Origin of the sequence: Rothia sp. (in: high G+C Gram-positive bacteria), from assembly GCF_030540545.1 — a bacterium.
GTDB lineage: Bacteria > Actinomycetota > Actinomycetes > Actinomycetales > Micrococcaceae > Rothia.
In genome coordinates this window covers 265,925-284,701 of the sequence record NZ_JAUNVZ010000002.1, presented here as the reverse complement: position 1 = coordinate 284,701, position 18,777 = coordinate 265,925, and the positions used below count along the sequence as shown (strand labels likewise).

19 protein-coding genes and 1 other RNA gene are annotated in these 18,777 nt (G+C 56.8%); 3 read left to right on the top strand and 17 right to left on the bottom strand.

All coding sequences use genetic code 11. From position 1 onward, the window contains the following. The first annotated feature begins 4 nt into the window (after positions 1–4). The 3 genes from aroA to Q4P78_RS02930 all read left to right on the top strand — a co-directional run bounded on the left by aroA (position 5) and on the right by Q4P78_RS02930 (position 3,472). Complete coding sequence (gene aroA, locus Q4P78_RS02940; RefSeq protein WP_303338822.1) at positions 5–1,462, top strand: 3-phosphoshikimate 1-carboxyvinyltransferase; 1,458 nt, start codon at positions 5–7, stop codon at positions 1,460–1,462. Continuing rightward, entirely contained in the window at positions 1,462–2,586 is a 1,125-nt protein-coding gene (rsgA, locus tag Q4P78_RS02935; RefSeq protein ID WP_303338821.1) for a ribosome small subunit-dependent GTPase A, read from the top strand. Before aroA ends, rsgA begins: the two co-directional genes overlap by 1 nt. A gap of 82 nt (positions 2,587–2,668) precedes the next feature. Beyond that, positions 2,669–3,472, top strand: a complete 804-nt coding sequence (locus Q4P78_RS02930; protein ID WP_303338820.1) for an inositol monophosphatase family protein — start codon at positions 2,669–2,671, stop codon at positions 3,470–3,472. A 93-nt stretch (positions 3,473–3,565) separates the two neighbouring features. Here Q4P78_RS02930 and Q4P78_RS02925 read toward each other — a convergent pair whose 3' ends face one another. The 17 genes from Q4P78_RS02925 to glf all read right to left on the bottom strand — a co-directional run bounded on the left by Q4P78_RS02925 (position 3,566) and on the right by glf (position 18,407). After that, entirely contained in the window at positions 3,566–4,093 is a 528-nt protein-coding gene (locus Q4P78_RS02925) for a hypothetical protein (RefSeq protein WP_303338819.1), read from the bottom strand. A gap of 221 nt (positions 4,094–4,314) precedes the next feature. Then, positions 4,315–4,690, bottom strand: a transfer-messenger RNA (tmRNA) gene (gene ssrA / locus Q4P78_RS02920). Positions 4,691–5,080: 390 nt separating this feature from the next. Beyond that, on the bottom strand, positions 5,081–5,305 hold the full coding sequence (locus Q4P78_RS02915; RefSeq protein WP_303338818.1) for a hypothetical protein: 225 nt from the start codon (positions 5,303–5,305) through the stop codon (positions 5,081–5,083). A gap of 191 nt (positions 5,306–5,496) precedes the next feature. Continuing rightward, entirely contained in the window at positions 5,497–6,027 is a 531-nt protein-coding gene (locus tag Q4P78_RS02910) for a DUF4190 domain-containing protein (protein ID WP_303338817.1), read from the bottom strand. Positions 6,028–6,443: 416 nt separating this feature from the next. Next, positions 6,444–6,935, bottom strand: coding sequence for an SsrA-binding protein SmpB (smpB, locus tag Q4P78_RS02905; protein WP_303338816.1), 492 nt, complete (start codon positions 6,933–6,935; stop codon positions 6,444–6,446). A gap of 12 nt (positions 6,936–6,947) precedes the next feature. Beyond that, positions 6,948–8,069: a peptide chain release factor 2 gene (gene prfB, locus Q4P78_RS02900; protein ID WP_303338815.1), complete on the bottom strand. Its 1,122-nt coding sequence runs from the start codon at positions 8,067–8,069 to the stop codon at positions 6,948–6,950. A 94-nt stretch (positions 8,070–8,163) separates the two neighbouring features. Then, complete coding sequence (locus tag Q4P78_RS02895; protein ID WP_303338814.1) at positions 8,164–8,610, bottom strand: hypothetical protein; 447 nt, start codon at positions 8,608–8,610, stop codon at positions 8,164–8,166. A gap of 25 nt (positions 8,611–8,635) precedes the next feature. Then, positions 8,636–9,139 (bottom strand): pilus assembly protein TadE, encoded by a 504-nt coding sequence (locus Q4P78_RS02890; RefSeq protein ID WP_303338813.1) that lies wholly within the window; start codon positions 9,137–9,139, stop codon positions 8,636–8,638. Then, complete coding sequence (locus Q4P78_RS02885; RefSeq protein WP_303338812.1) at positions 9,139–9,657, bottom strand: TadE/TadG family type IV pilus assembly protein; 519 nt, start codon at positions 9,655–9,657, stop codon at positions 9,139–9,141. Before Q4P78_RS02885 ends, Q4P78_RS02890 begins: the two co-directional genes overlap by 1 nt. Positions 9,658–9,819: 162 nt before the next feature. Beyond that, a complete protein-coding gene (locus Q4P78_RS02880) occupies positions 9,820–10,074 on the bottom strand; it encodes a hypothetical protein (protein WP_303338811.1) in 255 nt (84 codons plus the stop codon). A 141-nt stretch (positions 10,075–10,215) separates the two neighbouring features. Continuing rightward, the gene (locus Q4P78_RS02875) at positions 10,216–11,142 is read right to left on the bottom strand and encodes a type II secretion system F family protein (protein ID WP_303338810.1); all 927 of its coding nucleotides are present in this window, start codon (positions 11,140–11,142) and stop codon (positions 10,216–10,218) included. Beyond that, the gene (locus Q4P78_RS02870; protein ID WP_303338809.1) at positions 11,139–11,888 is read right to left on the bottom strand and encodes a type II secretion system F family protein; all 750 of its coding nucleotides are present in this window, start codon (positions 11,886–11,888) and stop codon (positions 11,139–11,141) included. The genes Q4P78_RS02875 and Q4P78_RS02870 overlap by 4 nt, the downstream gene beginning before the upstream one ends. Before the next feature lie 101 nt (positions 11,889–11,989). Beyond that, positions 11,990–13,183, bottom strand: coding sequence for a CpaF family protein (locus Q4P78_RS02865; RefSeq protein ID WP_368660888.1), 1,194 nt, complete (start codon positions 13,181–13,183; stop codon positions 11,990–11,992). A gap of 394 nt (positions 13,184–13,577) precedes the next feature. Further along, positions 13,578–14,348 carry an ABC transporter ATP-binding protein gene (locus Q4P78_RS02860; protein WP_303338808.1) on the bottom strand — a complete coding sequence of 257 codons (771 nt, stop codon included), beginning with the start codon at positions 14,346–14,348 and terminating at the stop codon, positions 13,578–13,580. Positions 14,349–14,353: 5 nt separating this feature from the next. Continuing rightward, positions 14,354–15,235 (bottom strand): ABC transporter permease, encoded by an 882-nt coding sequence (locus Q4P78_RS02855; protein ID WP_303338807.1) that lies wholly within the window; start codon positions 15,233–15,235, stop codon positions 14,354–14,356. An 8-nt stretch (positions 15,236–15,243) separates the two neighbouring features. Next, complete coding sequence (locus Q4P78_RS02850) at positions 15,244–17,220, bottom strand: glycosyltransferase (protein WP_303338805.1); 1,977 nt, start codon at positions 17,218–17,220, stop codon at positions 15,244–15,246. Then, positions 17,220–18,407 carry a UDP-galactopyranose mutase gene (gene glf / locus Q4P78_RS02845; RefSeq protein WP_303338804.1) on the bottom strand — a complete coding sequence of 396 codons (1,188 nt, stop codon included), beginning with the start codon at positions 18,405–18,407 and terminating at the stop codon, positions 17,220–17,222. Before glf ends, Q4P78_RS02850 begins: the two co-directional genes overlap by 1 nt. Positions 18,408–18,777 lie beyond the last annotated feature (370 nt).

Here is an 18,777-nt window from a genome sequence, read left to right as displayed (position 1 = left end):
TGCAATGACCGATACCCAGCCGATTGCTGAGAGTGACTGGCTCGCACCCGCCTATTCCCCTGGCGAGAATGCCGCCGCAAGTGCACTGGTGCACATTCCGGGTTCTAAGTCTCTGACGAACCGTTATCTACTGCTGGCGGCTTTGGCTGATTCTCCGTCTCTGTTGCGCTCTCCCCTGCATTCGCGCGATTCGGCGCTCATGATTGCCGCTCTGCGTGAGCTGGGCGCTGTGATTGAGGAGGTTCCGGGTGCTTCTCCTTTCGGTCCGGATCTGCGCATTACTCCCTGTGATTTTTCCTCCGATAAGCCTCTGACCGCCCGTATTGAGACCGGTCTTGCCGGTACCGTGATGCGTTTTGTGCCAGCTCTTGCGGCTCTGCTGCCGGGTACTTTTAATGTCGATGGGGATGAGCACGCTTACGCTCGCCCCATGGGTGCTCTGCTGGATGGCTTGCGTCAGTTGGGTGTAAGCTTCTCCCCCGCCGATGCCTCGTGTCTGCCCTTTGAGATGGTCTCTGCTGGTCTTGCTCTGCAGAGCGCTGATGAACCGGCGCATGTGCGTATTGATGCTTCGGCAAGCTCCCAGTTCGTTTCGGCTCTGCTTCTGGCTGCTCCGCGCCTGCCGCAGGGTATTGTGCTGGAGCATGTGGGCTCTTCGGTGCCTTCGATTCCTCATATTGAGATGAGCGTTGAGGCTCTGCGTGAGCTGGGTGTGCGTGTTGAGTCCACCATTGACCGCCAGGCGGGTGTATTCTCTTGGCGTGTGTTCCCGGGTGCTTTTGCGGGCTTTGAAAAGACCATTGAGCCGGATCTTTCCAATGCCGGTCCCTTTGTGGCGGCTGCTATGGTGACCGGTACCTCGGTGAGCGTGGCGGATTGGCCCGCTCCTGCAGCGGATGGTTCTGCCGGTACCACTCAGGTGGGCGATCATTGGCGCCAGCTGCTGCCTCTGCTGGGCGGTGAAGTATCTTTTGAGTCCCATAGCACCGATTCGTCCATTGGTGTATTGACCGTGACGGGGCCGGCGGATATTAGTGCGGTACCCGGTATTGATGTGGATGTGCGCGCCGCCGGCGAGCTGGCACCCACCCTGGCTGCTATCTGTGCCCTGGCGGCTACGGGCTCTCAGCTACGCGGTATTGAACATTTGCGCGGCCACGAGACCGACCGTCTGGCGGCGCTGACCGCTGAGATTAACCGCCTGGGCGGTAGCGCCGAAGAGACTGAGGACGGCATTCGTATTCTCTCGAGTATCCCCACCGGGCAGGCGCAGCGGGTACTGGCTCGCACCTACGCCGATCATCGTATGGCGACCTTCGCGGCAATTATTGGTTTGCGCCGCGCCAATACCGTGGTTGAAAACGTAGCAACCACCTCCAAAACTATCCCCGATTTTACGGGGCTGTGGCTGGCTCTGCTGGATCAGCTGCAGCACACTTCAACGACTAAGGATGAGGCTTAATGGGTTCTTCTCGCGTGAGCGCATACGACTATCTTGATTTTGATGAGTCAGATGTGCACGTACGCCCAAATAAAAAGGGTTCGCGCCCCCGCACCAAGGACCGCCCCGCATTTGAGCATGCGATTCGCGGTCGTGTGGTCACGGTGGATCGCGGACGCTGGTCCGTGGTGGTTGATGAGGGCACCGAGCAGGAGCGTCAGCTCATTGCTGCCCGCGCGAAGGAGCTGCGCCGTACCTCCATTGTGACCGGTGATTTCGTGGACCTGGTGGGCGATACCAGCGGCGCGAAGGATACCCTGGCGCGTATTGTGCGCTTGGGTGAGCGTAGCTCGGTGCTGCGCCGTAGCGCCGATGATACTGACCCGAGCGAGCGCGTCGTGGTTGCCAATGCCGATCAGCTGGTGATTGTGGTGGCTGCGGCGAACCCGGAGCCTCGCACCGGTTTTATTGATCGTGCGATTGTGGCGGCGCTGGATGCCGGTATTGAACCGATTCTGTGCATTACCAAGACCGATGTGAAGCAGCCGACCGAGCTGCTGGAGTACTACCGTACCTCGGGTCTAAAGATTGTGCTCTCGGGCTCTGTGGACGGTCGTGCCCCTTCTGAAGAGGGCGCTGAGGGTCTTTCCCGCGGCCCGGTGGATGAGCTTTTGGAGCAGCTGCTGGGTCATGTCTCGGTGCTGCTGGGTCATTCGGGCGTGGGTAAGTCCACCCTGGTTAATGCTCTCACGGGTGCTCAGCGTGCGACCGGTCATGTGAATGCGGTGACCGGTCGTGGCCGCCATACCTCCTCCTCGGCTCTGGCGTTGCAGCCTGTTTCTGAGGAGATTGAGATTCCCGCGGGCACCTGGATTATTGATACCCCGGGTATTCGTTCCTTTGGTCTGGCTCATGTGAGCGCTGAGCGTATTGTTGAGGCTTTTGTGGAGCTGGCTGCCGGGGCTGCGGATTGCCCCAAGGGTTGCGATCATTCCCCGGAGGCGGAGCAATGCGGTCTGAGCGCCTATGTGGCTGCCGGTCGTGCGGGGGACAGCGGCGAGGCTCGTTTGGAGTCTTTGCGTAAGCTGCTGCAGGTTTCCGGTGAGCAGGGTGATTCTGAGAAGGAATTGGGTTCTCTGCTCTAGTCTTTTATGGGCTGCGCGCTCCCAGATGCCGGGGCGCGCCGTTCTTCGTGCTTTTAGCGTTTCTACCGATAAGTGAGTGTTCATGGCTTCCCCTAACCCCTATACCGATGATTTGCGCCTGGCGCATATTCTTGCCGATAGCGCCGACCGCGTGTCCCTGCAGGCTTTCAAATCTGTCACTGCCGGGCATATGGAGGGTGTGCAGCTCAAGGAGGACGGCTCGGCGGTTACTGCCGCTGACCGTGAGGTTGAGCAGCTGATTCGTGCTCAGCTTTCCCGTGTGCGCACCCGTGACGGTATTGTGGGTGAGGAGTTCGGTTCTACCGGTACGGCTGCTCGCCAGTGGGTAATTGATCCTATTGATGGCACCGCGAATTTTATGCGCGGTGTGCCGGTGTGGGCTACTCTGATTGCTCTGTTGGATCAGGGTGAGCCGGTGGTGGGTGTGGTCTCCGCTCCGGCTCTGGGCCGCCGATGGTGGGCTGTGGCCGATGGTGGCGCTTATGCGGGCAAGTCTCTGTCTTCGGCGTCCCGCCTGAGCATTTCTTCCGTTGAGGATCTGGAGGATTCTTCCCTGACGTACGCTTCTCTGGCGGGTTGGGGCGAGCGCCGCGAGCCTTTTGTGGATTTGCTGGATTCGGTGAAGCGTTCCCGCGGTTTTGGTGAGTTTTGGGCGTATATGCTCATGGCTGAGGGCGCCGTGGATATTGCGGTGGAGCCGGGTCTGGAGATTTACGATAAGGCTGCTCTGGTGCCCATTGTGCGTGAGGCGGGCGGCGTGATTACCTCTCTGGATGGTTCTGAGCCTTTGGATTCTGACGGTCTGTTGGCGGCTGTTCCGGCGCTGCACGGCACGGTGCTGGATCGTCTGAACCCCGCTGGATAAGCCTCAGAGTTCAATGACCTATAGCAAAGGCACCGTATCTGTGATGGATACGGTGTCTTGATTGCTTTAAGCGTTGAGATGGTTTGGAAGGTTTTAGAGCTGAATAACCAGGGTCAAAACCCAGAGGGCAATGCCCAAGCCGCCGCAAATCAAACCCCAGGTGGCGTAGGTAGTGGTTTTTGCGTGGTAGGGGCTGCCGGGCGTATTGCGCTGAATGCCAAAAGTACCCAGGATGAAGGCTGCCAGAACCGGGACCAAATCGGTCAGGGTGTTCATCACCAGGTAGGTGACGGGGTATTGTGCCCAGCCGCTAATGAGCGAGTCCGAGGAGAGGGCGGTTGAATCGCCGCCTTTACCGTAGGCTGCAATCAACAGCAGGGTGAAGAGGATGTTCAGCACCAACCATCCCAGGGTAATGGCGCCGGTGAGCATGCTGGCAAAAGCATAGTTATAGCCAGGGGAACGCAGATCGCGCGGGGGTTCGCCGTAGGGGCGTCGTGCCGCTTCGGGAACACGCAGCTCGGCAGGGGTGCTTTCTTCGGCAACGGGTGCAGGGGCTTCGAGGACGGGAGCGGGCGCGCCGTAGGGTACCTGGGGGCTGTAGGGGATCTGTTCGCTCACGGTCTTTCCTTTGATTGGCGTTCTCTTCTCTTTGATACTACCAGTATCTTGGCGCTAAGGGGCATAAGCTGGCGGGTTTATCTCAGTCTATGTTCTTCTACCCCGCTGCCGGTGGTGGACGCGGGTAAAGAAAACGGTGGGTGTTCTGCCGCTCGTTACGTAACGAGGAACAGAACACCCACCGGCGTCTTCGGTTCTTCAAGGAGCGGAACCAGGGGTAATCGTGGAGATGCGGGGAATCGAACCCCGGTCCGATGTAGCCTCAACGGGGCTTCTCCGTGCGCAGTTTGTGAATGCGCTATTTTTCGGCTCCGTTGCTGGCACAAACACGTGCAACGACGAACCTATCCGTATAAGTGTCCCGTGAGCGCCTACGGCAAACGCTCACAGCAGTGGCCTTTTAAGTCGATGCCAGCTACTGAACCAAAGGCAAACTCAGGCTGACAGATTGCTTCTCGCGCTTAGGCAGCGAGAGCGAAATCAGAACGCTTAGATTCTGCATTTATATTTAGTTGCAGAGGGCGTTAACGAGATAACCCTGCAGTCCTCGGCACGCTTCACCCATCTCAACCTACATCGTCGAAACCGATCATCCCCCTATGCTTTTATCAAAAAGCCCCGTGCGTGACGTTTTCCGCGATTCACTCCTTGGCGGCGCGGGCCGTCCACAACGGTAGACAACTAGTATACCGCGGTACGATTCGCATCGCAAGTGTTTGCTCGCCGTAACTGGTTACCATGCAAAGAGGTTACCCAGGTGCATTAGACCAAAGATCCATATCAAGGGGATGGGCACATTCACCGCAATCACTGCACGCCGAGGACCATTCTCATAACGCATACTCATACAGATCACGCCGCAGACCGAGGTCACCAATGCACACAGGCTCATCCATGCAAAGTGCGGATAGCTCATCAAGTGTGGGAAAGTGTGGTTGGGTTGTATTGGCTCATACATTGAACCTATGCGCCTGCATGGGCTGCAGCTTAGAAGCTGGGGTTAATGAGTGCTCGACTGATGAGCACAATACCCATCAGTAGCCAGAACACAATCGGTGTGCTCAGCGCAATACCGCCAATGAGCAGCCCCGCTTTACGGTTTGCGGGGGCGTCTTTGACACGGATAGTGGCGTTTTCTTCACCTCCTAGGGAAGCATCGGTGTAGATGCTGGATCTATAGTGCCCGCCGGTGGTTCTGGTATGCTGCGGCATGGTTTCTCCTCATGTGTTTGGGTCGTGGCCTGTACTGCTCTTCAGCGTAGAGCAGGCTTCTGCAGATTTGGTATGTTTTTCTGAGGTTTTAGCCCGATTCCCAGCACTCTTAAAGCAAAAACCGGGAACTCTGAGAGTCTTCTCAAAGTTCCCGGTGTATGTGCTGAATGGCTCAGCGGTTCGTAGGTATGTTACTTGGTGGTAACAAGCGTGTAGCTACTCTCGCCGTTCTTTTCAACGATCACCTTCTGGCCGTTCATGGTGCAGGTGTAGGTGCCGTCGGCGTTCTTCACGGCGGTGTTATCGCATTCATGAACCATTGCCAGACCCAAGAAGAGAAGAACGATCACGATGATATTGGTAATCAGTGCCAGGGAGGACAAAACAATAGCGGTAATGCCCATACCCTTACCGGCAGCGGTGCCCTTCTTGACCTTCACCAGTGCAACAATACCCAGGATCAGACCGACCAGGGCGAGCACACCGCCCAGGAAAGGAACGAGACCGGTCAGGAAGGCGATAATGCCTACCACCAGTGCGGCAATAGCGAGACCCTTGGACAGGGAGGGCACAAAGCCACCTGCGTAGGGGTTCGGTGCTGCGGGAGCGGTGGGTGCTGCCGGTACGAACTGGGGTTCAGCGGGGGTGAATACGGGCTCTGCAGCGTTCGGTGCTTCAGTTTCGGGCTTGGAGAGGTTAATCTCGTTGGGGTTCTGAGACATTGTCGGCTCTTTCCTAGGGTCGGGACATTTCTCTTATTATACAAATGCAGTGCATAGATATAAAGACTTACCCCGCTCTATCAACATATAGATGTATATGCCCTACGGGCACCCCAGAGTTTACAACCCACCTACCACAGTTATGAAAACGGGATGGTTCCCGGAAAAGGAACCATCCCGAACGCGATGATAGTACACGGTGACACGCGTAATCTGAGCGCACCGTCGAAAACTCCCTTCCGCTGCCTCCCTCGATAAGGTGAGGTATAAGCCCCAGCCATCTGAAAAGTGGAGTGGGTAGAGGGAAAGGTCGAGCGCTATTAGCCTGGGCATTTCGCCCCAGCGAAATGGTCAGGGTCGTGCGCGAGTGCCTTTGCCTCGTACCACGACCCTGCCTCAATAACTGATGTATCACATTAGCGCATCTGGCGATAACGCATAGCTCGTGTCGCTTCAAGATTGTCTTGACGTTCACGCAATGCCTGACGCTTATCGTATTCACGCTTACCGGTTGCCAGCGCAATCTCAACCTTTGCGCGTCCCTTGGAGAAATAGAGCTTCAGGGGCACAACGGTGTATCCGCTTTCGCGCAGTTTCTGGTCGAGTTTGGCGATTTCGCTGCGGTGTAGCAGAAGTTTGCGGCGTCGGCGTGCGGCGTGGTTGGTCCAGGTGCCGTAGCCGTATTCGGCGATGTTGATGTTTTCGAGCCACATTTCGCCGTTGGTGACTTGGCAGAAGCCTTCGGTGATAGAGGCTCCGCCGTCGCGTAGGGATTTGACTTCGGTGCCTAGGAGCACGATGCCGGCTTCGTAGGTGTCAACGATATTGTAGTTGTGTCGCGCTTTTTTATTTTGCGCGATGATGGAGTTATTGGGGTCTTTGACAGCTTTCTTTTTCTTTTGTGCCATGTTCTTTCGTTTCTATTCGGCGCGTGCGGCGGCTGCACGCCAGCGGATTCCGGCGTCGATGAAGGCGTTGAGTCCACCGTCGAGTACATTGGCGGTGTTTCCTTCTTCATAGCCGGTGCGTAGGTCTTTGACCATCTGGTAGGGGTGCAGCACGTAGGAGCGCATTTGGTCGCCCCAGCTGGCTTTGATGTCGCCTGCGAGTTCTTTCTTTTTGGCGTCTTCTTGTTCTTTGCGTAGCAGCAACAGGCGCGATTGGAGCACGCGTAGTGCGGCTGCGCGGTTTTGCAGCTGGGATTTTTCGTTTTGCATGGAGACCACGATTCCGGTGGGGATGTGAGTAAGTCGCACGGCGGAGTCGGTGGTGTTCACGCTTTGTCCTCCGGGACCGGAGGAGCGGAAGACGTCAACTTTGAGTTCGCTGTCGGGGATATCGATGGAGTCGGTTTGCTCGATGAGCGGGATGACTTCTACGGCGGCGAAGGAGGTTTGTCGGCGTCCTTGGTTGTCAAAGGGGGATATGCGCACGAGGCGGTGGGTGCCGGCTTCGACGGAGAGGCGTCCGTAGGCGTAGGGTGCGTTGACTTCGAAGGTTGCGGATTTGAGTCCGGCTTCTTCTGCCCAGGAGGTGTCGAGGACTTTGGTGGGGTAGCCGTTTTTTTCGGCCCAACGCAGGTACATGCGCAGGAGCATTTCGGCGAAGTCTGCTGCATCTACGCCGCCGGCGCCGGAGCGAATGGTGACGACGGCGGAGCGTTCGTCGTATTCTCCGGAGAGTAGGACGAGCACTTCGAGTTCTTGTAGTTTTGCCCCGATGGCGGTGATTTCTTCTTCGGCGTCTGCGTAGAGTTCTGCACGGGTTGCGTCGTCTTCTGCGTCGGCGAGTTCGATCATGACTTCTACGTCGTCGATGCGGGAGGCGAGTGCACGCAGGCGGTTGAGTTCTGCCTGCTTGTGCGAGAGGGCGCTGGTGACGCGTTGTGCCTGTTCGGGGTTGTCCCAGAGGCTGGGCGCTGCGGCTGCTTCGGAGAGCTCTTTAACGGCGCGTTCAAGTGCGGCTACGTCACTGACCTCTTCGATGGCGGAGTAGGTTGTGCGTAGCTTTTTGATTTCAGCGTTAAAGTCTAGTGCAGCCATAGTATTTAACCCTACCGTGTACGGGTGCGCAATGCCAATACTGGGGGCGTGTTTGTTGTGTTGGGCTTAATACTGCGCACCGCAGCTGTAGGCTTTATTGGTCTTCTTCCAGGCGTGCGGAGCTTTGGGCGGTAATGTCGATTCCTTCGGGGATGAAGAGGCTAATAATGGGCGGGTGTACTCTGGCGCTGACCTGCAATCTCAGGGTGTCCCCTTCTAGGCTCAGGTTTTGTACGGTGTAGGAGTCGTAGCTTGCGCCGATGGGGTGTTGGGTGCTGTAGGCGTTGACTCGGCTGCGGGCGCGATTGTAGGCGGCGCCGGGGTCTTTGAGCTTACTTTCGCCTTTGTCTTCAGCTTTGGCGTAGCTTAGTTGGGCGTCGGCGTAATCGGTCAGGCGCTGGGTGTGCAGGTGCACGCTGGTAATGGCGGTCAGGGTCGCTCCAATGATGATGATGAGCAGCACGCAGCCGATAATGAGGGGGCTGATGCTGCCTTCTTCGGCGGAATGTGCGCTGTCTTTGGGCGAATCTGTACGGGGCATGGTGTGTCCTTAGTATTATGTCGGTCTAGTATGAGTCGGCATGGGAGCTAACGGGGATGACTCCGCCCAGCGCGCTTGGTAGGAGCGGCAGCCCGGCGCGGATAGTGGTGGTAACACTCACGGGTGCTCCTTTAACGCAGCCTTGAGGGCAGCTGATCTGTACCTCTATATTTTCGGGGGCTATGCCGTAGTTGTGGGCTGCGAAGGCGCCGATATTCTGGGCTTGGGCGGCGTCTATGCTGGTGCCTTCTTCTTGTGCCTGCACATATTGGGTGACCTGGGCGCTGGAGGCGTGCGCCGCCATAACGCTGCTTTGCAGGGAGAAGAAGGTGAGCAGGGCGTAGAGTACGGGGATGAGTAGAGTCAGTCCCAGGGCGAGGAATTCGACAATGGCGCTGCCTTCTTCGTGTTCCGGGTGTTCTGCTGGCTCAGTCTCTTTGCAAGCAGCAGTGTCTTTGCAGAGGAGGGCGCCTTTCCATAGGGTGGCGGCACAGCATGCGAGTGCTGTAGAGATATGAGTCGGGCGCATTATTTCTCTCCTCCTTCAGGCAGGCTACTATCGAGCTGAGGGGTAGCCGAGTTTGAGGGCGCGTTTATTGCGCTCGCGTTCTTTCCGTTCTTGCCCTGTGAATATTCGGGGTAGATGGCGTAGGTGCGCACCGTGGTGCTATCGGGTAGTCCCAAGGGGCCGAGTACGGGCAGGGGTGCGCGCACTTCCATAGCGAGCACACGCGTGCCCTGACGGTATTCCACGCTATAGCTAATATTGCTGGCGTAGGAGGCGGGTAGGGCGCCGGCAATAATGGCGCGGGTGCGTTCTGCTCCTTCGTCGGGGCTTCGATCGTAGAGGGCGCCGTAGCGTGCCCCGGCATTGGCGGCATCCAGCACAATATTGCGAGTGTACAGGGCGTAGCTAAGCTGCAGAATAATACCAACCAGGGCGATCAGTAGCACGCTGACCATGACGAAGTCGGTGCTGGCGTCGCCTCTTTCGTGATCTTCTGATGGGTAGGAGGCAGGCTGAGGTGTAGAGGGTAAAGCGAACATGACGAAATACGGGGCAGGGCTATACGGGGCAGGGCGGGGATTGAACGTAGATAGTTCAAAGCACCCGGTGTACGGAGCCGGTACCGGATAATGCCAATACGGGATAGTTGTCGGTACAGGACTATTGCGTACACCGGGCACTTATGAGCGGGGACTATACCCCTATTGAATGGGGCGGATGCGCGCCATGGCGTCATTGAACATTTTCAGCAGCGCGGGCTGAGCCACCGCCAGGATTGCGGCAACCAGAATTGCGCTCATCATGGTGATCATGACCCAACCGGGTACATCTCCCCTTTCGGGGTGCTGCTTCTCGGTACTATCTGCGGTGCTCTGCGATCGCAGGCTCAAGCCCAGAAGCCACAGGGTGACAGCTCCCAGGGCGCAGAGTGCCAGGGTACGAAGGGCGCGGAACATGATTTACTCCTTTGTCTATCGGTGATGGTGTGTAGGCTCGATAACGAACCCGTGCCGTGCGCGCTAACCGGGTGCGCGCACAGGCTATGAGCGGGAGTACCCGCCCAAATCTTTGGGGTGCTTGACCTGTAGCAGGACAATCTAGAAGTCCAGGCGCAGCAGGGCAATACCGGGGAAAATCGCAAAAAGCACGGTCAGCGGCAGAATCATAAAAACAACCGGAACCATCATGCCGATTTCCTTTTTCGCGGCGCTTTCCACCAATTCTCTCTGGGAGGCATCGCGTACATCCTGGGCTTGGGCGCGTAGCACCTCCGCCAGGGGTGTACCGCGTTCAATGGCCACGGCAATACCCTCCACAAAGCGGGAAAGAGCGGGCACCTGACTATTGAGGGCGTAGTCTCGGCAGGCGCGTTGCACGCTGGAGCCGGTGCGGATAGAGTCCAGAATCTGCTCAAATTCTTTGGCGAGCTCGCCGCGAGAAATACGGCAGATGCGCTCCAGGGCACCGATGGCTGACTCACCGGCGGTGACCGATAGCGCCATCATTTCAGCCAGGGGCGGGAACTCCGCCAGCAGCTGCGCCTCGCGTTTTTTCACGGCTCGATCCAGTGCCCAGTCACGCCCTAGAAAACCGCTCAGGGCGCTGAGGAGAATCAGAATGCACGCCAGGGGCAGGCTCATTCGGGATTGGATATAGCCCAGGGTACTGACAGCCGCTGTGCACGCGGTAGCTCCCAGAGCCCAGAGAATCTGCTCGGTGCGGTAGGCGCGAACATTGACCGGTACTCCCGCGCGGCGCATGCGCTCAGCGATTTTTGCTTCGCTTGGACCGCTCGCATTAGCAAGGCTCTCCCAGCGTTGAACCAGCGGTTCCAGCAGGCTATAGAGCAGGGCTTTACTCCCCTGCACCGGGACTGGCTCGCGGCGCGGAGTCGACGCCATATAGGCGGCGTGTAGCTGCGGGGCAATGCGGTCGCTAAAGCTACGGTAGGCGCTGGCGGTCAGCGACCAATAGCATAATCCCACGCCCGTGGCAGCTAGAGTGCCCAGAAGAGTACTCATCATGCAAACACTCTTTTCTGCTCGGGTAGCTGACCGATACGCAGCATCATGCGGTAGGCAATCACAGATATTCCCGCACCGGCAGCCATCACGCAGGCGCCAGCAAATGAGTTATAGACCGTGCGCGTTGCCGGCTGCAGAGCCATCAAAAAGAGAACAAACCAGGGTGCGAAACACGCCAGGCGCGCCGCATTAATAGTCCAGGATTGGCGGGCTTTGAGCTCGGAGCGGGTGCGCGCATTATCCCTCAAAAATTCACTCAGAGAACCGAGCAGACGACCCAGGTCGGTACCACCCACCTCGCGGGCAATCTTCAGGGATTCAATAATGGTGTCAGCTACCGGGTCGCTAAGATAGTCTTTGAGTCGCTCAATGCTCAGGCTAAAGGAGCCGCTGGCACGATAATCCCGCGCGAAGCTCTCAAAGCCGGGGCGCAGCACCTGCGGGCCGCGTTCGGCAAGCTGAGCCAGGGCTTCGGGAAGAGCCAAACCGGCGCGAATGGCTGACCGCAGATGATCCACAGCATCGGGCCAGGCGTGCAGGGTCTTCTCGTTTCGGCTGCGCACGCGCTGGCGCAACCATATGCGCGGTGCACTATAAATAGCGGCGGCAGATAGCAGAGCGAAGTTCCACAGCCCGGTACTTGCGGCAACAAATAGTCCAAGCAGCACGGCAGCCAGGCAGCGGTAAATATTAAAGCGAGTCAGAGTTAGTCCGTGCAGACCGGCGGTTCGCAGCCAGCCAGCCATCACCGGTTCTTTACGCTCGGCGAGGGTGCTCTCGCGGGGAGCGACTATAGCACTCAGCACCAGGAGTTCTCCGCAACATAGCAGCAGGGCATACATGCTTATCATGCAGCGCCCACCTGCTCTCGGGATAAGAGACCGTAGTGCGAAGAGTAGCTACCGTAGTCGGAGGTGTACACGCTTCTACCATTCTGTTCGACACGAGCACTCTGAATCAGATGCTCCACAGAGTAGCCGGCGCGCTCCCACGCAGCGGGGCGAGGCAGCTCCATACCGGTACACACCAGCTGCCCGTTCTGCCGGCTAAAGAGCGGAGCCATTTCAATGGTTCCTTCCTCAATTCGACCGCCCAGGGCGTAAATCTCAGTCACTCGGCGAGTACCGTCAGCGGCACGCTCACAATGCACCACCAGGTCAATACAATGAGCCACGGCGGGCACCACGAATTGGCTGGTAATATTCTCGCCCGCCAGCAGCGGCAGGGTGCACAGCTTGGTGATGGCATCGCGCGCAGAATTGGCGTGAATGGTACACATACCCGGCAGACCCGCATTGAGTGCAATAAGCATATCCAGGGCTTCAGCTTCGCGTACCTCGCCAATCAGAATACGGTCCGGGCGCATGCGCAGGGACTCTTTAACCAGACGGCGCAGGTTAATCTCGCCGGTGCCCTCCAGGTTCTGTTGGCGGCATTGCATGCCCACTACATCGCGTAGGGGCACTGACAGTTCAAAGATTTCCTCGCAGGTAATCACGCGCTCGCGGGGCGGAATGGCTGCCGCCAGGCAATTGAGCATGGTGGTTTTGCCCGCCTGGGTGGCTCCTGAGACCAGGATATTCATGCCGGAGGCAACCGCCGCCTGCAGAATCTGCGCGGCGGATCGGCTCAGGGAGCCTATGGTCACCAAATCGTTCAAGGCGCGGGCTCGCACAATGAACTTACGGATATTAATACTGATGTGCTTGCGGGTAATATCGGGGATCACCGCGTGCAGTCGGGAGCCATCCGGCAGGGATGCATCCACAAAGGGCGAGGAAATATCGATGCGGCGCCCCGAGGGTTTGAGCATCTTCTCCAGCAGGGTTTCGAGTCCCTCACGGCTATAGCGCAGGGGTGTAAGTTCACTAACTCCCCTGCGGGAGATATAGACTTCACTGGGCGAGTTGATCCAGATTTCTTCGACTTCCGGGTCGTCCAGGTACATCTGGATATCTCCGTAACCGCTGAGCTCATTGACCAGGCGCGTGTGCACTAAGGCGCTATCTGCCAGCTCTGGTGCTCCTGCGAGCAAGCGCATCTGTTCGTAGTCGCTGATAGCTGCGCTTACCAGCGGGGTGAGCTGAGCAGCTTCTGTAGGGTTAATGCCCTGCTCTCGGATTGAGACTCTGAGGTTTTCTAGAAGTTTCTGATAGTCTTCTGTGCTTATATCGCTGAAGCTATTCTTTAGTAGTGATGGAGCGTCATTGTCCACTATTACTCCCGGAAGGGGTGAAAACGGCTGGTTTATCGGTGGTGCGTAGCGTAGTGTGTGGCTACAGTCTCAATCTAACAGTGACTATCGAACGTTATCAAATTGTAATAAAAATACTCTGTAACATTTGCGAATATACACAAAAGTGCCCCCGGCTTTTGCCGGAGGCACTTTCATGAGGTGCTGTCTCTCAAAGCCTTATCGGGCTAAGAGAAGCAACCTAGGAACCACGAATAATCTTCACGGCCTCATCAATATCGCCGTCGAACTCCATGGAGCCGCGGGAAAGAACCACGCCGCGGTCACAGATCTTCGAAACCATATCCAGTTCGTGGCTGACCACAACCAGGGTCTTGCCCTGCTCGCACAGCTCCTGAATCTTAGCAATGCACTTCTTCTGGAAGGGCTCATCGCCCACCGCCAGAATCTCATCCACCAGAAAAATATCCGGGTCGGTGTGCACAGCCACGGAGAATGCCAGGCGCAGGTACATACCCGAAGAGTAGAACTTCACCTCGGTATCAATAAAGTCACCAATCTCGGAGAACTCAACAATCTCGTCAAACTTCTCTTCGATCTCAGCCTTGGTCATACCCAGGATTGCGCCATTGAGGTACACATTGTCTCGACCGGTCAGATCCGGGTGGAAACCCGCACCGACCTCAATCAGACCCGCGATCTTACCGCGGTTAAGTACCTGCCCACCATCGGGGCGCATCACGCCGGAAATCAGCTTGAGCAGAGTGGATTTACCCGAGCCGTTCAGACCCAGCAGCGCCACACGCTCACCCTGTTTAATATCCAGGCTAATGCCGTTGAGAGCATTGAACTTCTCGCTCAAATCGCCCTTGCGTCCCTTGATCAGCCAGACAAAGGCTTCCTTCATGGAACGGGTGTGGCGTAGCACGAAGCTTTTGACCAGGTTCTCCGCACGGATAACCACCGGCGCGTTCTCGGGAATCGCAGGTAGATTCATTGCTTCTAATTTCATCCGGATCAGAGCTCCTGAGCGAAGTTGCCCTCAAACTTACGGAAGAGAGCATCGCCAATAAAAATCGTCACCAGGGAAATCAGCAGAGCCATAGGAGTCCAGAAGCTAAAGAGATGCGGAATCACTTCAGCGGTAGGAAGAGCCTGCTGCTCCGGGGAGAGAGTCGCCCACCAGAAACCATAGTGGAAAAGCTCCACCGCGATAGTTAGCGGGTTGTACAGGTAGATATTCAAGACCCAGGGATAGAGCGTATCGCGCACCATGGTCCAGGAGTACAATACCGGTGCGCTCCAGGTTGCCACCATCAGCAGCATATCCACAATATTCTCCGAGTCACGGAAGAATACATTGGCAACGCCGAAAATCAGACCCAAACCGTAGGATAGGAGCATAACAATCAGCATGCCCGCCGCAATGGCAGCAATACCCAGCAGGCTCGGGTGCCAGCCCACAAAGAGGCAGGCAATGACCATAATGGCAATCTGCGGTATGAAATGGACCAGAGCGACCCAGACCGTGGATATTGAGAACAGCTCACGCGGTAGGTAAATCTTGCGGATGAGCGCACTATTGACCACCATACTGCGGGCGCCGTTACCAAAGCCTTCGGAGAAGAAATTGATGACGATCATACCCGCGAAGAGGTACACAGAGTAGTTCTGCAGACCGCGTTCCAGCCCCAGGAATAGACCCATTGCAATGTAGAACACGAGGAACTGAATTGCGGGCTTAATATAGGACCAGAAAATACCCAGGACCGAGCCGCGATAGCGCACCTGGATTTCCTTATCCACCAGCAGGCGGAGCAGATACCAGTTACGTATTGCGTCTAGGATACCGCGGCCCTTACCGGGGGCTTTAAGCGGCATCTTACTCAGATCTGTCATAGGCGCTCCTAACGCTTCAGCTCAGATTCAGTATGCTTCGTGAAGGTCTTGCCCCATTCCTCGAAAGAGGTAATCTTGCCAAAAGCTGCACGATACTGCTTGCTCAGCTCAGGCCATTGACGCATAATCTGAGCGGTCAGCTGGGTACCCTCGCTCAGGTGAGCGCGTAGCACCTCAGGACGTCGCTTGTACCAGGACACAGCGCTACCCTCAGCATTAGATACCAGCACCGAGTCATACTTTGCGGTACGCCACCAGCGGTTATCCTGATGCGGAATCTGCGCCTGAGGTGCCTGCTGCGATTCTTCCGATACCGGCTTAAGAAGCTGCTTGGCAGCAGTCTTCAAAGTCCACAGAGGAAGCTGAGCATAGGTCGGCGGGCGCAGACCCGGGCGGGGAGGCTTCACAGCGCGAGGCTGCGGGAAGGAATCAATATCCTCGTTGAACTGAGCATCTGAGAACTCCTGCAGCATCTGACGGACAACAGGCAGACGGGTTGCCAGGTGCTCATGCAACTGGTCGGGACCTGCGAGTACGTCCTTGAGGGCAAGAATACGGATAGATTCCGTGGAGTACTGCATGGAGAGCAGATGCTTGACGCTATTGAAGACAGATTCCTTCAACAGGCGGCCACCGCGCTTATAGGGTGAGTGGGAGAGCGCTGCAATAAAACGGTTACGAGCGTGGAAGTATGCCTGCCAGCCTACGGTGTCGTCCTTATCCAACCAGGACATATGCCATACGGCAGCGCCGGGGAAGGTAACGGTCGGGTAGCCGCGCAGAGTTGCACGGTAGCCGTATTCAGCGTCATCCCACTTAATGAATACGGGCAGAGGCAGACCAATCTCACGGATAACGTCCGTGGGGATAAGATCCATCCACCAACCGTTGTAGTCAACGTCTACACGGCGGTGCATCCACGGGGTAGCACGCAAATTAGAGAGGGCGAAGTTATGACCGGGTTCGATATTCTCATCGGCCTGACCCCAGAAGAAACGATAAGGATCGATCTTCTCACCCATAGTGTGCAAAGCAGCGCGGTTCTGCACATCAAACATGTGGCCGCCCACCAGGGTGGGCTTGCGGGTGTGCTCAGCGAAGGTGTGCATGCGCACGATCGAATCGGGGTCCAGAACCACGTCATCATCAAGCAGCAGGGCGTACTTGCTGCCATTAGCCACAGCCTCGTACATACCGCGGGCAAAGCCGCCAGAACCACCCAAATTGCTCTGGTTGATAATGCGGAACTTACCCTTCAGAGGAGCAACAGCCTCTTCAAAATCGGGGTGCTCCTGAACCTTCTGAGTACCCTGGTCCACCAGAAGAATCTCATCGAAGAGGTCAAGGGCCTCGGGGTTAGTGCCCAGGCTACGCAGGTTGTTGAGGCAGTAGTCCACCTTGTTCATCGTGGTGATTTCCAAGGTAATACCCTGCTTATCGGGGTTAACTACCGGTGCGTCACTCTGCCATTCAGCGCTGACCAGGGTAAAGTCACCCTTGCCACCGATCAGATCGAACCAGTACCAGCCGCCGTCACCAAAAGGCTTGAGGGGCAGGTCAATATCCAGGGTAGATTCGCCGGATACAGTGTGCATATCCAGCTGCTGGATGGTACCGCGACCGCTGGACTTGTGCAGGCTCACAATACCTTCACCCGAGGTCTCAATGTGCAGACGCACCGAGCTCAGGTTCGTCCAGCGCTTCCAATAGGATGCGGGGAAGGCATTGAAATAGGTAGCGAAGGAAATACGCTTGCCCTGAGGCACGTGGGTGGAGCGATTGCTAATGAAGTTAGAATTATCTACACGCTCGGTAGCAACCGAAGCATGGCTTTCGCTCTCAGACGCCTTCTTGGTGTCCTGTTTCAGGCTCTTTTCGGGGGTATGAATTCCGTAGAATTCACCACCGTCAACGTACAGAGCCTGAATATCCAACTGGTCAGGTCGAGGCAGAAGAACCTTCTGCAGAGTCTTAAAATCGCTCATTAAGCTTCAACACCACCGGAAACAATCTTGGCGCCGTCAGCAAAGTGCGGACGGATCTTGTTATCGAACATGGACAGTGCTGCAGCAATTGCCATGTGCATATCTAGGTACTTGTAGGTACCCAGGCGACCGCCAAAGAGCACCTGGTTCTCGCCAGCTGCCAGATCGCGGTACTTGAGCAGCATCTCGCGGTCAGCTGCGGTGTTCACCGGGTAGTAGGGCTCATCGCCCTTCTCCGCGAAGCGGGAGTACTCGCGGTGAATCACGGTTGCTTCCTTGGTGTAGTCGCGCTCCGGGTGGAAGTGACGGAACTCGTGAATGCGGGTGAAGGGGAAGGAAGCATCCGGGTAGTTCATCACGGAGCAGCCCTGGAAGTCCTCAATGGGCAGAACTTCTTCTTCCAGGTCAATGGTGCGCCAGGAGAGGTCACCCTCGGCGTAGTCGAAGTAGCGGTCCACCGGGCCGGTGTACACCACGGGAATCTGGCCAATAACCTTGGAGCGGGAGTACTCGTGACCGTCTTCGAAGAAGTCGGTGTTCAGGTGCACCTCAATATTCGGGTGTGCCGCCATGCGCTCGAGCCATGCGGTGTAGCCGTCCACCGGCAGACCCTCGTACTTATCGTTGAAGTAGCGGTTATCGTAGGTGTAGCGCACCGGCAGGCGGGAAATAATGGATGCGGGCAGATCAGCCGGGTCGGTCTGCCACTGCTTAGCGGTGTAGTGCTTAATGAATGCCTCGTACAGGGGGCGACCGATCAGGGAGATACCCTTATCGTTCAGGTTCTGGGGGTCGGTACCCGCCAGCTCGCCAGCCTGCTCAGCAATCAGTGCCTTTGCCTCTGCGGGGGTGTAGGCAGCATTGAAGAACTGATTAATGGTACCCAGGTTAATGGGCATGGGGTATACAACACCGTTGTGGGTGGTGTACACGCGGTGCACGTAGTTGGTGAAATCGGTGAATCGGTTCACGTATTCCCAGACACGCTCATTGGAGGTGTGGAAGAGGTGTGCACCGTACTGGTGAACCTCAATGCCGGTCTGCTCTTCATTCTTGCTGTAGGCGTTACCACCGATGTGGTGGCGGCGATCCAGCAGAGCCACCTTCAGGCCCAGCTCAGTTGCAGCCTGCTCAGCGATGGTCAGGCCGAAAAGACCCGCACCAACAACGACGAGATCAGCAGTCATGTTTTACTCCTGTATGTCGGGGCAATCCCCTACGAACCGCATAACGGCTCGAGAGGTTTCACCGTGATGTACTGGCGATATTGTCTTCTCTCTCGGTGAGAAAAGAAGCAGAAAATACGCCACGGACAATAGATATAGTCATATATAAAGATACCGGAAGAGCAGGCTATAACCTAGTTGGCTAGCTCTCTCCACGCCTATTTTTCACTCTACGAACAGCTCTTTTATCTTCGGATGCGAGCGCCGGGTGAACTCCTGCGAGCCTTCGATTTTATATGCCCGTGTGCCCGTGTTGTGTCCCGGTTTCTAGGCTGTGCGGCGGGCTCGGTGGGTGCCCCGGAGCACGGTAATTTCTATAGGGGTATATGCG